Source organism: Stenotrophomonas sp. PFBMAA-4 (genome assembly GCF_030053215.1).
Classification (GTDB): domain Bacteria; phylum Pseudomonadota; class Gammaproteobacteria; order Xanthomonadales; family Xanthomonadaceae; genus Stenotrophomonas.
In genome coordinates this window covers 71,297-85,145 of sequence record NZ_JASGBW010000007.1, presented here as the reverse complement: position 1 = coordinate 85,145, position 13,849 = coordinate 71,297, and the positions used below count along the sequence as shown (strand labels likewise).

General features: G+C 68.6%; 14 protein-coding genes. 3 read left to right on the top strand and 11 right to left on the bottom strand.

Annotated elements, in window-relative coordinates; translation table 11 throughout:
- Positions 1–6: 6 nt before the first annotated feature.
- The 3 genes from dcp to arfB form a co-directional block, all read right to left on the bottom strand.
- On the bottom strand, positions 7–2,163 hold the full coding sequence (gene dcp / locus QMZ26_RS06840) for a peptidyl-dipeptidase Dcp (protein WP_079224807.1): 2,157 nt from the start codon (positions 2,161–2,163) through the stop codon (positions 7–9).
- A gap of 111 nt (positions 2,164–2,274) precedes the next feature.
- Positions 2,275–2,835, bottom strand: coding sequence for a lysophospholipid acyltransferase family protein (locus tag QMZ26_RS06835; RefSeq protein ID WP_234458306.1), 561 nt, complete (start codon positions 2,833–2,835; stop codon positions 2,275–2,277).
- Positions 2,836–2,881: 46 nt separating this feature from the next.
- On the bottom strand, positions 2,882–3,313 hold the full coding sequence (gene arfB, locus QMZ26_RS06830; RefSeq protein WP_049429794.1) for an alternative ribosome rescue aminoacyl-tRNA hydrolase ArfB: 432 nt from the start codon (positions 3,311–3,313) through the stop codon (positions 2,882–2,884).
- Between the two features lie 134 nt (positions 3,314–3,447).
- On the opposite strand from arfB, the gene QMZ26_RS06825 reads away from it, so the two are divergent.
- A complete protein-coding gene (locus QMZ26_RS06825) occupies positions 3,448–3,975 on the top strand; it encodes a DUF2059 domain-containing protein (RefSeq protein ID WP_079224805.1) in 528 nt (175 codons plus the stop codon).
- A gap of 84 nt (positions 3,976–4,059) precedes the next feature.
- Here QMZ26_RS06825 and QMZ26_RS06820 read toward each other — a convergent pair whose 3' ends face one another.
- The 4 genes from QMZ26_RS06820 to QMZ26_RS06805 form a co-directional block, all read right to left on the bottom strand.
- Positions 4,060–4,797: a pseudouridine synthase gene (locus QMZ26_RS06820; protein ID WP_283220983.1), complete on the bottom strand. Its 738-nt coding sequence runs from the start codon at positions 4,795–4,797 to the stop codon at positions 4,060–4,062.
- A gap of 98 nt (positions 4,798–4,895) precedes the next feature.
- Positions 4,896–5,483, bottom strand: coding sequence for an O-methyltransferase (locus tag QMZ26_RS06815; protein ID WP_200732292.1), 588 nt, complete (start codon positions 5,481–5,483; stop codon positions 4,896–4,898).
- Positions 5,480–7,135: a ubiquinone biosynthesis regulatory protein kinase UbiB gene (gene ubiB / locus QMZ26_RS06810; RefSeq protein ID WP_283220982.1), complete on the bottom strand. Its 1,656-nt coding sequence runs from the start codon at positions 7,133–7,135 to the stop codon at positions 5,480–5,482. Before ubiB ends, QMZ26_RS06815 begins: the two co-directional genes overlap by 4 nt.
- Entirely contained in the window at positions 7,132–7,767 is a 636-nt protein-coding gene (locus QMZ26_RS06805; protein WP_283220981.1) for an SCP2 sterol-binding domain-containing protein, read from the bottom strand. The genes ubiB and QMZ26_RS06805 overlap by 4 nt, the downstream gene beginning before the upstream one ends.
- 418 nt (positions 7,768–8,185) lie before the next feature.
- Here QMZ26_RS06805 and ddlA point away from each other — a divergent pair, with 418 nt between their 5' ends.
- Positions 8,186–9,271: a D-alanine--D-alanine ligase gene (gene ddlA / locus QMZ26_RS06800; protein WP_283220980.1), complete on the top strand. Its 1,086-nt coding sequence runs from the start codon at positions 8,186–8,188 to the stop codon at positions 9,269–9,271.
- 111 nt (positions 9,272–9,382) lie between these two features.
- Here ddlA and QMZ26_RS06795 read toward each other — a convergent pair whose 3' ends face one another.
- The 3 genes from QMZ26_RS06795 to oleC form a co-directional block, all read right to left on the bottom strand.
- The gene (locus tag QMZ26_RS06795; protein WP_004153593.1) at positions 9,383–9,538 is read right to left on the bottom strand and encodes a DUF1328 domain-containing protein; all 156 of its coding nucleotides are present in this window, start codon (positions 9,536–9,538) and stop codon (positions 9,383–9,385) included.
- Positions 9,539–9,659: 121 nt separating this feature from the next.
- Positions 9,660–10,646, bottom strand: a complete 987-nt coding sequence (oleD, locus tag QMZ26_RS06790; RefSeq protein WP_079224794.1) for a 2-alkyl-3-oxoalkanoate reductase — start codon at positions 10,644–10,646, stop codon at positions 9,660–9,662.
- A complete protein-coding gene (oleC, locus tag QMZ26_RS06785; RefSeq protein WP_283220979.1) occupies positions 10,643–12,301 on the bottom strand; it encodes an olefin beta-lactone synthetase in 1,659 nt (552 codons plus the stop codon). The genes oleD and oleC overlap by 4 nt, the downstream gene beginning before the upstream one ends.
- Positions 12,302–12,405: 104 nt before the next feature.
- Here oleC and QMZ26_RS06780 point away from each other — a divergent pair, with 104 nt between their 5' ends.
- Positions 12,406–12,777 carry a YkgJ family cysteine cluster protein gene (locus QMZ26_RS06780; RefSeq protein WP_079224790.1) on the top strand — a complete coding sequence of 124 codons (372 nt, stop codon included), beginning with the start codon at positions 12,406–12,408 and terminating at the stop codon, positions 12,775–12,777.
- A gap of 76 nt (positions 12,778–12,853) precedes the next feature.
- On the opposite strand, the gene QMZ26_RS06775 is transcribed toward QMZ26_RS06780, so the two are convergent.
- A complete protein-coding gene (locus QMZ26_RS06775; RefSeq protein WP_200732288.1) occupies positions 12,854–13,744 on the bottom strand; it encodes an alpha/beta fold hydrolase in 891 nt (296 codons plus the stop codon).
- Positions 13,745–13,849: the final 105 nt, after the last annotated feature.

The window sequence follows — 13,849 nt, the reverse complement described above, 5'->3', positions numbered from 1 at the left end:
TGTTTCTTACTTCAGCCCGCGGAACTTCAGCAGCGGTTCCACCGACGGGTCCTTGCCGCGGAAATCGCGGTACAGGGTCGACAGTTCCACACTGTTGCCGCGCGAGAGGATCTTGTCGCGGAACTCCTGGCCGTTGGCCGCCGTCAGGCCACCGTGTTCGGTGAACCACTGGTAGGCGTCATGGTCCAGCACTTCGGCCCAGAAGTAGGCGTAGTAACCGGCCGAGTAGCCGCCGCCCCAGATGTGGTCGAAGTAGGTGGTGCGGTAGCGCGGCGGCACCTGCGGCAGGTCGACCTTGAACTTCTTCAGCGCGCTGGCTTCGAAGGCACCGACGTCCTGCAGCGGGGCATCGGCCTTCTGCGTGTGCCAGGCCAGGTCAAGCAGCGCCGCCGACAGGTACTCGGTGGTCGCGTAGCCCTGGTTGAAGCTGCGTGCCTTGAGGATCTTGTCGACCAGTTCCTGCGGCATCGCTTCGCCGGTCTTGTAGTGCTTGGCGTAGTTGGCGAAGACCTTCGGGTCCAGCGCCCAGTGCTCGTTGAACTGCGAGGGGAACTCGACGAAATCGCGCGAGGTGGCGGTACCGGCGATCGACGGGTACTTCACGTTCGAGAACATGCCATGCAGGGCGTGGCCGAACTCATGGAACATGGTGGTGACGTCGTCGAAGCTGATCAGCGCAGGCTGGCCATCGGCCGGCTTGGTGAAGTTGCAGACGTTGTAGACCACCGGCTTGGCACCGGTCAGGCCGTCCTGCTCGACGAACACGTCCATCCAGGCGCCGCCGGACTTGGTGTCACGCTTGAAGTAGTCGGTGTAGAACAGGGCCAGCGAGGTGCCGTCCTTGTCGAACACTTCGTACACCTTCATGTCCGGGTTGTAGGTCGGAATGTCGGTGCGCGGCTTGAAGGTGATGCCGTACAGCTGGGTGGCGGCGTAGAAGACGCCGTTCTGCAGCACGTTGTCCAGTTCGAAGTACGGCTTGACCTGCGACTCGTCCAGATCGTACTTGGCCTTGCGGACCTGCTCGGCGTAGAAGTCCCAATCGGAAGCGGCGACCTGGAAGCCACCCTTCTGGGCGTCGATCACCTTCTGGATCTCACCGGCTTCGGCACGCGCCTTGGCGGTGGCGGCCGGCACCGTGTCGGTCAGCAGCTTCAGCGCCGCGGCCGGGGTCTTGGCCATCTGGTCGCCCAGCTGGTAATCGGCGAAGGTTTCAAAGCCGAGCAGCTTGGCCTTCTGCGCGCGCAGCTGGGCCAGGCGCTGCACGGTCTCGCGCGTGTCGTTCTTGTCGCCACGCTCGGCGCGGGTTTCCGAGGCCTTCAGCACGGCCGCGCGCTGGTCGCGGTCGCTGAGCGAGCCGAGCACCGGCTGCTGGGTGGTGTTCTGCAGCGGCAGCACGAACTTGCCATCCAGCTTGCGATCCTTGGCGGCGTTGGCCGCGTTGTTGATCGCGTTCTCGTCCAGGCCGGCCAGCTTGGCCTTGTCATCGACGACCACGGCCGCAGCGGCGGTTGCAGCCACCAGGCGGGTGTGGAACTGGGTGGACAGGGTGGTCTCTTCGACGTTGAGCTTGCGCAGGCTCGCCTTGTCGGCGTCGGACAGCTGCGCGCCGGCGCGCACCAGGCCGTCGTAGTAATGCTCGACCAGGCGCTTCTGCACCGGGTCAAGTTCCAGCGTGTCACGCTGGTCATACAGCGACTTCACGCGGGCGAACAGCTTCGGGTCGAGGTTGATCTCGTCCTGGTGCGCGGCCAGCTTCGGGGCGATGTCTTCCTGGATCTTCTGGCGCGCTTCAGTGCCATCGGCCTGGACCAGGCCGAAGAAGATGCGCGACACGCGGTTCAGGGTCTCGCCGCTGCGCTCCATCGCCACGATGGTGTTGTCGAAGGTGGCCGGCTCGGCGTTGTCGGCGATCTTGCGGACATCGGCCAGGTGCTGGCGCATGCCTTCTTCGAAGGCCGGCGTGTAGTCGCTGTCCTTGATCTTGTCGAACTGCGGCGCCTGGAACGGCAGCGTGCTGGCGCTCAGCAGCGGGTTGGTGGAGGCTTCGGCCGGCTGCTGGGCCGGGGCTTTCTGTGCTTCGGACACGGGGGTGGACTCCTTGCCGGAACAGGCCGCCAGCGCCAGGCTGATGGCGGCGGCCAGGACTACGGTACGCGACATGTAAAACGCTCCTTGGGCGGACGGTATGGGATACCAGCCCTCCACCCTACTCCTGTCGCGCTCGCCCGGCATGTGCCGGACGTGGCGCCTCGGTTGCCGGCCGTGGCCGGCTCAGACCGTGCCGCGGGTCTTGCCCATCCAGGGCCGGTAGAACTCACGGATGGCGGCCATGTCGGCGGCGTCATCGCCGGTCGGCTGGAACAGCGGGCCGATGCCGATGGTCTTTTCCGGGTAGTGGAAGTACGCCGCCAGGACCGGCACGTCGGCCATCCGCGCGATCTTCAGGAAACCGGCTTTCCAGTCCTTCACGGCCTTGCGGGTGCCTTCGGGGGTGATGGCGAACCACATCTTCTCGTTGTTGCGCAGCAGGTCCACGGCCTGGCCGACGGTGCCCTGCGGCGCGCTGCGGTCCAGCGGGATCACGCCCAGCTTGTGCAGCAGGGGGCCCAGCGGCCACCAGAACAGCGAGGCCTTGCCCAGCACTTTCACCTTCATGCCCAGTGCGATCTTCGCCGCCATGCCCCACAGGCCGTCCCAGTTGGACGAATGCGGCGCGATGATGAAGACCAGCCTGGGCACGTCAGGCAGGGTACCGGTGACCTTCCAGCCGCCCATGCGCAGCGTGCAGCGCGCCAGCCAGCGCAGGAAGGCGTTGGGTTTGACCTGCGGCATGCTCGGCGGAACGGCCGGCAGCAACGGCGTCGGGTTGTTCAAGCAATCACTCCCAGTCACGTGATGAGCGCCCGCGCTTGATCTGCGCGCGCCCGCGTTTGGCGTCCAGACGACGCAGTTTCGACCCGAGGGTCGGCTTGGTGGCCTTGCGTGGCTTGGGCACGCTCAACCCGGCCTGGATGAAGGCCGCCAGCCGCTCGCGCGCATCCTCGCGATTGCGATCCTGGGTCCGGAACCGTTGCGCATCGATGACCAGCACGCCTTCGCCGGTCATGCGCCGGTCGCGCCGCGCCAGCAGGCGCTCGCGCAACGGGTCGGGCAACGAGGGCGAGTTGGCCACGTCGAAACGCAGTTCCACCGCGGTGGAGACCTTGTTGACGTTCTGCCCGCCGGCGCCACTGGCGCGCACGAACCGCTCGACGATCTCGCCGTCGGGGATTTCAAGCTGCGCGCTGATGGTGACCGGTCCACTGCCCATCCGCGCATTGTAGCGGCAGCCGCGTTGCCGTGGCTGCCATCGCGTGGCGTATGCCGCCGATCAGGCACCGAACACGCCGCCTTCGCCTGTCCAGCAGGTATGCTGGCCGTCCCATGTACCGCAGGAAGCTTCGCATGACCCGCTTCATTCCCGCCCTGTCCACCGCCCTGCGCCGTACCGTGCTGCTGCTGGCGCTGGCCGCGGCGAGCGCGCCGGCCCTGGCGGCAGCGCCCACCGATGCCGACATCAACCGCCTGCTGGCCGCCTCGCGTGCGCAGAGCCTGCTCGATGGCATGCTGCCGCAGCTGGAGGCGATGCAGCGCCAGCAGTTCGAGGAGATCGCCCGGCAGCGCCAGCTCACCCCGCAGCAGACCGAGCAGCTGCAGCGCATGCAGCAGCGCACCACCGCCACCCTGACCAAGGCGCTGTCCTGGCAGCAGCTGCGGCCGATGTACGTGGATCTCTACAAGAAGAGCTTCAGCAAGGAAGACGTGCTGGCGATGGCCGAGTTCTACGAGAGCTCGGCCGGGCAGAGCCTGCTGGACAAGACCCCGCTGCTGATGCAGAACGTGATGATCGCCATCCAGGAGAAGATGAAGCCGCTGATGGCCGACCTGGAGAAGGACATGCAGGCCATCATCAACGAGCCCGAAGCGAAGTGAGGCGGTAGCGCCGGGCCATGCCCGGCGAGCGCGAAGCGCGGCCGTTTCATCGCAGAAGCCGCCGGGCACGGCCCGGCGCTACCACTACGGTACCTGCCAGCCGAACAGGTCCAGCGCCTTCTGGAACTCGCCATCCACCGGCGCGCGCACGTCCACCGTGCCGCCGTCGGGGTGGGGGAAACGCAGGCGTTCGGCGTGCAGCAGCATGCGGTGCACGCCCTGCATGCGGAAATTGCGGTTGTGGCGGCCATCACCGTGGCTGGTATCGCCGATCAGGTGATGCGAGAGATGCTTGAGGTGGCGGCGGATCTGCCGGAAGCGGCCGGTCTGCGGCTGGCAGCGCAGCAGCGCATAGCGCGAGCTGGCGAAGTCGCCCACCGGCACCGACAGTTCGCCGGTGGCCAGGCGCTGGAAATCGGTCACCGCCGGCTTTTTCACCGGCTTGCCCGGGCCGCCATCGAGGTCGTGGTCGACCTGCCAGGCCTCCTCGGCCGGCCAGCCGCGGCAGATGGCCAGGTAATCCTTGCTCACCTCGCCGCCCATCAGGGCCTTGCCCAGCACGCTGGCGGTGTCGCGGTCGAAGGCCAGCAGCAGGCAGCCGCTGGTGGCGCGGTCCAGGCGATGCACCAGGAAGATCGGCCGGCCCAGCTGCTCGCGCAGGCGATCGGCGAGGAAATCGTCTTCGCCACGGGCCAGCTTGCTGTCGTGGACCATCAGCCCGGCCGGCTTGTTGACCACGGCCAGGCGCTCGTCCAGGTGCAGCAGCTGCAGGGGGGCGGTTTCAGTCTCGACCGCGGCGAGGGTGTCGGGTTCGGTGCTCACCGCGCGATTATCCCGGCTGTGCACTGAATGCGGTAGAGCCGGCCGCTGGCCGGCTTGGCTCAGGTTGCCGGCCAGCGGCCGGCACTACCTACCGATGGTCAGCTGTTGCGCACGGCCAGCAGTTCGCCGTTGCCCACCGGCACCAGGCTGGTGCTGAAGGCCGTGTCGGCATCCAGCAGCGCGCGCAGCGGCTCCATCTGTGCAGCGTGCGAGGTGGCGTTGTCGACTACCAGCAGGCCGCCGGGTCGCAGCACGCGGCGCAGCTGCGGCCACCAGCCGGCGTACTGTGCGCGGTCCGAATCGAGGAACAGCAGGTCGATGCTGGCATCGGCAGCGCTGGCCAGCCATTGCCCGGCATCGCCGTGCACCAGGCGGATGCACCCGGCCAGGCCGCTGCGTTCGAAATTCGCCTGCGCCAGCGCGACCTTGTCGGCGGCGTACTCCAACGTGGTGACGTGGCCATCGATGGCTGCGGCGGCTTCAGCCAGCCACAGCGTGGAGTAACCATTGGAGGTGCCGATTTCCAGCACCCGCCGCGCCTGGCCGAAGCGCACCAGCACCGACAGCAGCTCACCGGTGTCGGCGGTGATGTTCAGCATGCGCCGGCCGCGCTCGGTCTCGCGCGCATCGTTGGCCGCGCCGTGACGGGCCAGTTCTTCCTTCAGCGCCTGCAGGGCGGCGCTCACCGCCACCAGGCCCGGGCCAGGGCGAAGGCCCCTACCGCTGCCGCGCCCAGGCTCAGCACCGGCAGGTCGCCCCAGTACCAGCCCGGCGGCTGCAGCACGTACATCAGCGTGGCGATGGCCAGCAGGCCGACGCCGGTGATCGCCCCCACCGCGCGCTTCTGCAGGCGCTGCAGGCTGGCATCGAGGGTGACCAGGTCGCGCGAGCGCATCGCCAGTTCGTGGCGGCCTTCCACCTGCTGGGTCAGCCAGGCGTGCACCAGGCGCGGCATGTCCGGTGCGTGGGTCATGATTTCCGGCAGGCGCTTGCCGATCTCGCGCACGACCCGGCGCGGGCTGTAGCGGTCGCGCAGGATCCTGGCCAGGACCGGCTTGGCCACCGCCCAGATGTCGATCTGCGGGTCGAGCTGGCGGCCCACGCCTTCGATGTTCAGCAGGGTCTTCTGCAGCAGGATCAGCTGCGGCTGCAGGGTGAGCTGGTAGCGCTGGGCCACCCGGAACAGCTTCAGCAGTACCTCGGCCAGCGAGATCTGCGACAGCGGGCGGGTGAAGTACGGTTCGCACACCGAACGCACCGCCGCTTCCAGATCGTCGATGCGCACGTTGTCCGGCATCCAGCGCGCCTGCACGTGCAGTTCGGCGATGCGGCGGTAATCGCGGTTGAAGATAGCCATGAAGTTCTCGGCCAGGTAGTACTGATCTTCCTGCGAGAGCTGGCCCATGATGCCGAAGTCCAGCGCGATGAAGCGCGGGTTGTCGCGGCGCGCCGGATCGGTGTCGACCCAGATGTTGCCGGCGTGCGCATCGGCGTGGAAGAAGTTGTCGCGGAACACCTGGGTGTAGAACACCCGCACGCCCTTGGCGGCCAGCGCCTTGCGGTCGATGCCGGCCTTGTCCAGCGCGGCGATGTCGTCGGACGGAATGCCCCACACCCGCTCCAGGGTCAGCGCGCGCTCGGCGGTGTGGCTCCAGATCACTTCCGGCACGTACAGGTCGTCGCTGTTTTCCCAGAAGCGGCGCAGCACGCTGGCATTGGCGCCTTCGCGCTGCAGGTCCAGCTCGGCGGCCAGGGTGTTCTCGACCTCGGCCACCACTTCGCGCGGGCGGATCTTGTCGGCGCGCGGATGGGTGCGCTCGACCAGCGCGGCCAGTGAATTGAGCAGGGCGATGTCGGCATCGATCTGCTTCTCGATGCCCGGGCGCAGCACCTTCACCACCACCTGGCGGCCATCGGACAAGGTCGCGGCGTGGACCTGGGCGATCGACGCCGAAGCCAGCGGTTCGGTGTCGAAGCTGGCGAACGCTTCGCTGACCGGCAGGCCCAGCGCCTCTTCCACGATGCGGCGCGCAGTGTCGCCATCGAAGGGCTTGACCCGGTCCTGCAGCAGGGTCAGTTCGTTGGCCACGTCCGGCGGCACCAGGTCGCGGCGGGTGGACAGGATCTGCCCGAACTTGACGAAGATCGGGCCCAGATCCTGCAGCGCCAGGCGCAGGCGCGCACCGCGCGACTGCGAGGCGATGTCAGCCGAGGCGCGCGGCACGAAGGGCTTGGCCAGGCGCAGCCAGCGCTCGGCCGGCGTGCCCTGCAGCAGATCGTCGAGGCGGTAGCGCAGGATGATGCGGCCGATGCGGTTGGCCCGCAGCAGCGCCTTCATGCGGCACCCCGCAGGCGCTGCACGCGTGCACCCAGGCGCTCGACGTCGTCGCGCAGCACGTCCACGTCGTCGTGGAAGGCATCCAGTTCGGCACGTGGCACCACGTCGCGCGACTCTTCGGTGATGAACTCGGCGGCGCTGTGGGCCAGGTCGATGGCACCCTGGCGCGCGTGCTGCAGGGCGCCGCGCAGGGTGTTGGCCACCTGCACGCCCAGCACTTCACCGAACACGCTGACGAAGGGTTGCTGCCAGTCGGGGTCGAAGCCTTTGGCCAGCTGCTGCAGGCGGCGCGCGAGTTCGGCATCGCCGGCCACGCGCACGCGGCCCTTGCCGTTGTCGCTGCCGCGGCGCGCATTGGCCAGCAGCGGCAGCTGGGCAAGCACGCCGGCCAGGCTGCTGCGCACGGCCAGGTCGGCTTCCTGTGCATCCACCGGGCCGACGCGCAGCTGGTCGCCAGCCACGCTGATGCGCATCGCCAGCGACGGTGCGTCCAGGGTCAGGTCGATGTGGCGGCCGTCGAGGCTGGCCAGGGCATGCCGGGTATCCGGATCCAGCGCCAGTGCGCGGTTCAGGGCGGTCTGCAGGGCGCGGCCGGCGAGCGGCTTGAGGGACGAGAGCAGGGAGAGAGCCATGCGTGCATTCTACCTGCGTGGGTGGCGGGCTTGGGCCGGGCGGCCGCCCGGCACCCGCAGAGGCACCGGCCTCTGGCCGGCAAGATCAACGTCAAAAGCGGGCAGTCCGTGGGATGGCGGGGTGGGTCCGGTTGCGGGGGACGCTGCAAGTACGTCCATGTAAGCTCGGTCGCCGCATCCATGCGGCTCACGCCCCCGCAACCGGACCCACCCCGCCTTCGACAGTTTTCCGCGATCTGTCGGAACGGCCTTCTGCTTTGGTGGGTGCCGACCGTTGGTCGGCACGGGGTCGGATCCCGTTGCTGTGCAACGGGCTCTGACCCCACTGCTGTTGCTGGTATGCCAACCAAGGTTGGCAACTACCGGAACCGGGCCGGGCGGTTCATGCTGTGTGGCCTTGTTGCACAGGACAACACCCATGGCACGGACCCGGGTCGGCATCATCTTCGGGGGCATGTCCTCCGAGCACGAAGTTTCGCTGCAGTCGGCGAAGAACATCCTCGATGCGCTCGATCGCGAGCGCTTCGAACCCGTACTGGTCGGCATCGACAAGCAGGGCCAGTGGCACCTGAGCCAGCCCGGGACTTTCCTGGTCCATGCCGATGACCCGGCGCGCATCGCGTTGCGCCCTTCGGGCACGGCGCTGGCGCTGCGGCCGGGCGCGGGCCACGCACAGCTGCAGCCGGTGGATGCGTCCACCGCGCTGGGCCAGATCGATGTGGTGCTGCCCATCGTGCACGGCCCGCTGGGCGAGGACGGCGCGCTGCAGGGGCTGCTGCGCATGGCCAACCTGCCCTTCGTCGGTTCGCCGGTGCTGGGGTCGGCAGCGGCGATGGACAAGGACGTGGCCAAGCGGCTGCTGCGCGACGCGGGCCTGCCGGTGGCGCCATGGGTCTGCATCCGCCGCCACGAGGCCGCAGGCGTGGATGTGCAGGCACTGATCGCGCAGCTGGGGCTGCCGCTGTTCGTCAAGCCGGCCAACCAGGGGTCGTCGGTGGGGGTGAGCAAGGTCAAGCAGGCCGGTGAGTTTGCCGACGCGCTGCAGCTGGCGCTGCGCCATGACCACAAGGTGCTGGTGGAATCGGCCGTGGTCGGCCGTGAGATCGAGTGCGCGGTGCTGGGCAACGACCAGCCGCAGGCCAGTGTCTGCGGCGAAGTGGTGGTGCACGATGAGTTCTATGCCTACGACACCAAGTACATCAACGCCGATGGCGCGGACGTGGTGGTGCCGGCGGCGATCGATGCCGATGCGCAGGCGCGCATCCAGCAGATCGCGCTGCAGGCCTACCAGGTGCTGGAATGTGCGGGCATGGCGCGGGTGGATGTGTTCCTCACCGCTGAGGGGCAGATCGTCATCAACGAGATCAACACCCTGCCCGGCTTCACCCGCATCAGCATGTACCCCAAGCTGTGGGGTGCCAGCGGGTTGGGCTATACCGCGCTGATCACGCGGCTGATCGAACTGGCGCTGGAGCGGCACGCGGCCGATCGAGCGCTGGTGTAACCCGCTCGACCCGCTTTCGTAGAGTCGAGCTTGCTCGACTGATGTTGGGCAGTCGAGCATGGCTCGACTCTACGAAAAAGCGGGAAAAGCAGTCGAGCAAGCTCGACTCTACTACCCGCGCTTGCGGAACATCGAGATCACGGCGAGCACCAGGAACACCACGAACAGGATCCAGGCGATGTTGCTGGCGGCGCCCGCAATGCCGGAGAAACCGAGCACGGCGGCAATGATGGCGATGACGAAAAAGATGACGGCGTAATGCAGCATGGCGTTCCTCGCGGGTGGTCCGGCCGGTGTGGCGTTGGGTCCATCCTGCGCATCTGCCGGTGTGCAACCGGTGATGGCGATCTCTGCGGCTGATGAAGCCTTCAGCGCCGTGACGCTGCCGTCACGACGCGGCCTTCAGGCGGCGCAGCCCTTCTTCGATGCTCACCTGCGGCACATAGCCGAAATCGCGACGCGCCGGTTCCATGCTGTACCAGTGCGGCGTGCACAGTTGTTCGGCCAGGAAACGGGTCAGCGGCGGTTCGCCGCGCAGGCGCAGCAACGGCCACAGCCGTTCGCTGATCGCGCCGATGCGGTAAGCGGTCTTGAAGCTGAGCGTCTTTTCCACGGCCGGTGCACCGACGGCGGCCAGCAGCTTGTTGAGCAGCTCGCGCATCGGCAGCGGCTCGCCGTTGGAAATGAAGTAGGCCTTGCCGGCGCAGGCCGCGCCCGGGGCCAGTGCATCCAGTGCGAGGAAATGCGCCAGCGCGGCGTTGTCGATGTAGGTGGTGTCGACCTTGTTGCTGCCATCACCGACCAGGCGCAGGCGGCCCTGGCGGGCACGCTGGGCCAGGCGCGGCACCAGCTGCTGGTCACCCGGGCCCCAGATCAGGCGCGGGCGCAGCGCCACGGTGGCAAGCGTGGCGTCGTTGGCGGCCAGCACGCGCTGTTCGGCAATCGCCTTGGTCGCTGCATACGGTGCCTGGAAGTTCTCGCCGTAAGGCACTTCATCGGCACCCAGCCCTTCCACCGGGTGGGTGGCACGGTGGGTCACGCTGGGCGTGGAGGTGTAGACCAGTCTGCCGATGCCGTGCGCGCGGCAGGCGGCGATGACGTTGTCGGTGCCGACTACGTTGGCCTGGTGATAGCTGTCGTAGCTGCCCCAGGCACCGGCCTTGGCACCGTTGTGCAGCACGGCGTCGACGCCGGCCACCGCATGCAGCACGGCCTGCGCATCGGCCAGGTCGCCGCGGATCTGGCCTACGCCCATCGCCTGCAGTTCCGGGTAGTGGCTGCGGTTGAAGGCCAGCACCTGGTGGCCACGTTCAAGCAGGCCGCGGCACAGCGCCTGGCCAAGGAAACCACCGCCGCCGGTGACCAGGATCTTCATGCGCGCTTCTCCAGTTGGGCGCTGGCCCAGACGGCGAGCTTCTCGCGGCCGATCTTGGCGTTGTGACGGATATCGACGGGGAACGCTGGATGCACCAGGAAGTGCTGCAGCCCAGCGTCGGCCAGGCGGGCGGCCGCATGCGCACGCAGGGCCTCCTGCAGCGCCGGGCTGTCGCTCTGGCCGCGCTGCAGCTCCACGCACAGCACCGGCACCTGCGCGCCGGCGGCACCTACGCCGACCAGTGCGGTGCGGGCCACGCCCGGCACGGTGTTGAACACCGGCTCGACCTGTTCGGTGTACAGCGGCCCGCGCGCGGTTTCCACGCGCTGGGTCTTGCGCCCGCAGAACCAGAGGCGGCCCTGTGCGTCGAAGTAGCCGACGTCGCCCATGCGGTGCACCACGCGGGTGCTGCCGTCGGCCAGGGTTTCGCGGATCTTCGCCGCGGCCGTAGCCTGCGGGCGGTTGAAGTAGGTATCGGTGGCGGTCGGCCCGGCCACGGTGATCTCGCCCACCTCGCCGATGGCCAGCACGCGCGCCTGCGTCCAGTCGGGCAGCGGCGCGTCGTCGATGGCGATGATGCGCACCTCGTTGGGCGCGACCACGCTGCCGACGCAGGTACCGGCGCCAGCCTCGGTGGCACCGCGCGTGCGCTCCAGCTCGCGGCCTTCCACCACGGCCACGGGCAGGCACTCGGTGGCGCCATAGGGCGTCCAGAACTGCGCATCGGCGGGCAGCAGGCGGCGGATGGTGGCCACCACGTCCGGCGGCACCGGCGCACCGGCCGAGGTCACCCGGCGCACCGTCGGCAGCGGACGGCCGTGCCTGGCCAGCACGCGCATGAGTGCCGGTGAACCAAACAGCTGGGTGACGCCGAAGCGCTGGATGGCATCGTGCAGGCGCGCCGGGTCGGCCTGCGCCGGCCGGGTCGGGTCCATGTCCGGGATGACCGAGGTCAGGCCCAGCGCCGGGTCGAACAGGGCGAACGGCGGGAAGGTCGGCAGGTCCACCCCGCCCGCTTCCATGCCGAAGGCGCTGCCCAGCAGCTGGATCTGGCCAACGAAGTGGCGGTGGCGGTAGACCACGCCCTTGGGCACGCCGGTGGAGCCGCTGGTGAACAGGATCGCCGCCATGTCCTCGCCATCGGTGGCGGCCAGCATCGGGCCGCCGCTGGCACCGGCGCGCTCCAGCGCGGCCAGGGTGGTGCCGCCCCATCCCAGGCGGCGGCCGACGGTGACCAGGCGGGTGGCCGACGGCGCCCAGCGCAGCGCCAGCCGCGCCACGTGGGCCAGCGGGATGCCGATGAAGGCCTCCGGCTGCGCTTCGTCCAGGCACTGTTTCAGCGCGCGCTTGTCGATGCCCGGGTCGACCAGCACCGGCACCGCGCCCAGCTTGAACAGGGCGAACATCAGCAGGAAGAACTCCGGCGAGGGCCGCACCATCACCACCGTGCGCACGCCGCGGCCGATGCCGTAGCCGGCCAGGCCGGCGGCCATGGCGTCGCTGCGGGCGTCCAGCTGGCGGTAGTCCAGGGTGACGTCATAGGCGGCCATGCCGTTGCCGGCACCACGGCGGCCGGGGCAACGGATGGCGATCTGGTCAGGGCGCTCGCGGGCCAGTTCAGGCAGCCGCGCCGCGATATTGCAGGGTCCGTTCATCCGTTCATTGTCGCCGCTTACGGAATTTCTTGCGCGGCCGCCCGCTTCGTGGAAAATCCGCAGCCTCGTTCCCGATTCCCACTGCCGCCCGAGGCGGCTTGCCCATGCAACACCCCTGCATGACCTGCGGCGCCTGCTGCACCCAATATCGCGTGGCCTTCCACTGGATGGAATCGGACGAGGTCACCCCCGGCGGCGTGCCGCACCAGCTGACCGAAACCCTGGACCCGCACCGCCTGTGCATGCGCGGCACGCACTCCAAGCCCGTGCGCTGCGTGGCGCTGGACGCGCAGATCGGCGTGTATTCGCGCTGCACCATCCACCCCAACCGGCCCAGCGTGTGCCGCGAGGTGGACGCGTCGTGGGAGTACGGCAAGGCCAGCCCGCAGTGCGACAAGGCCCGCATCGCCTATGGCCTGGACCCGCTGACCGCAGCGGACTGGGAAGGCGGCGATAACAACCCGATCGCAGCGTAGTCCGGCGTGCCGACCAACGGTCGGCACCTACCGGGGATGGAATGGGTGGGTGCCCGACCGTTGGTCGGCACATCCTTCAGACGGGATTCGCGTCCAGGAAGGCGCGGATTTCCGGCACCAGCACTTCGTGCTTGTCTTCCAGCACGTAATGCCCGGCGTCCTCGAAGGCATGCACCTGCGCCTGCGGCAGCGCCGCCTGGAAGCCCTTCAGGAAGTGGTGGTCGAACACGAAGTCGCGCAGGCCCCAGCCGATGAAGGCCGGGCGATCCGCGAAGGACGGCAGCGCCTGGCCGGCGCGCTCCAGCAGCGACCAGGCCTTGTCGGCCGGCGACAGCGGAATGTCCTGCATGAAGCGGATGGTGCTGATGCGGTTGGCGTAGCTGTTGTACGGCGACACGTAGGCGCGGCGCACGTCGGCCGGCATCTTCCGCTCCACGCCCAGCCACGAGGCCCCGGACGAGAACGCGTTGAAGCTGCGGATGATCCACTCGCCGATCTTCCAGTGGCGGCCCAGCGCGATCTGCCAGGGCATCTTCTTGGCCGCCGGCATCGGGAAGGCGGCGGTGTTGAGCACCACCAGGCGCTTGACCTGCGCATGGTGCGACAGCGCCCAGCCGAAGCCGATCATGCCGCCCCAGTCGTGCACGGCCAGGGTCACCGGGCCGGTGATGCCCAGGTGCTGCAGCAGCGCGTCCAGGTCATCCACGCGCGACTGCAGGGTGTACTCGTAGCGGCGGTCATCGGGCTTGTCCGACAGGCCCATGCCGATGTGGTCCGGCACGATGCAGCGGTATCTGTCCGACAGGCCGGCCACCAGCGTGCGCCAGTAATAGCTCCACGACGGGTTGCCGTGCACCATCACCACCACCTCGCCATCGCGCGGGCCTTCGTCGAGATAGCTCATCGACAGGCCGGGACGGACCTCGAAACGCTGCGGGTGGGCGGGGTAACCGGGAAGATCGCGCATGCGGAGCACCTAGGGAGAATCGCGGCGCAGTGTAGAGCCGAGCCGATGCTCGGCGGCTCTCCGGTCAGGCCGCAGTGGAACCGCGCTGGGCGCGTGAGCCGAGCA

Excerpts from the sequence above, each read along its gene's own strand:
- dcp (WP_079224807.1), bottom strand. The coding sequence starts at position 2,163 with ATGTCGCGTACCGTAGTCCTGGCCGCCGCCATCAGCCTGGCGCTGGCG.
- QMZ26_RS06835 (WP_234458306.1), bottom strand. The coding sequence starts at position 2,835 with ATGCCGCAGGTCAAACCCAACGCCTTCCTGCGCTGGCTGGCGCGCTGC.
- arfB (WP_049429794.1), bottom strand. The coding sequence starts at position 3,313 with ATGGGCAGTGGACCGGTCACCATCAGCGCGCAGCTTGAAATCCCCGAC.
- QMZ26_RS06825 (WP_079224805.1), top strand. The coding sequence starts at position 3,448 with ATGACCCGCTTCATTCCCGCCCTGTCCACCGCCCTGCGCCGTACCGTG.
- ubiB (WP_283220982.1), bottom strand. The coding sequence starts at position 7,135 with ATGAAGGCGCTGCTGCGGGCCAACCGCATCGGCCGCATCATCCTGCGC.
- QMZ26_RS06805 (WP_283220981.1), bottom strand. The coding sequence starts at position 7,767 with ATGGCTCTCTCCCTGCTCTCGTCCCTCAAGCCGCTCGCCGGCCGCGCC.
- ddlA (WP_283220980.1), top strand. The coding sequence starts at position 8,186 with ATGGCACGGACCCGGGTCGGCATCATCTTCGGGGGCATGTCCTCCGAG.
- QMZ26_RS06795 (WP_004153593.1), bottom strand. The coding sequence starts at position 9,538 with ATGCTGCATTACGCCGTCATCTTTTTCGTCATCGCCATCATTGCCGCC.
- oleD (WP_079224794.1), bottom strand. The coding sequence starts at position 10,646 with ATGAAGATCCTGGTCACCGGCGGCGGTGGTTTCCTTGGCCAGGCGCTG.
- oleC (WP_283220979.1), bottom strand. The coding sequence starts at position 12,301 with ATGAACGGACCCTGCAATATCGCGGCGCGGCTGCCTGAACTGGCCCGC.
- QMZ26_RS06780 (WP_079224790.1), top strand. The coding sequence starts at position 12,406 with ATGCAACACCCCTGCATGACCTGCGGCGCCTGCTGCACCCAATATCGC.
- QMZ26_RS06775 (WP_200732288.1), bottom strand. The coding sequence starts at position 13,744 with ATGCGCGATCTTCCCGGTTACCCCGCCCACCCGCAGCGTTTCGAGGTC.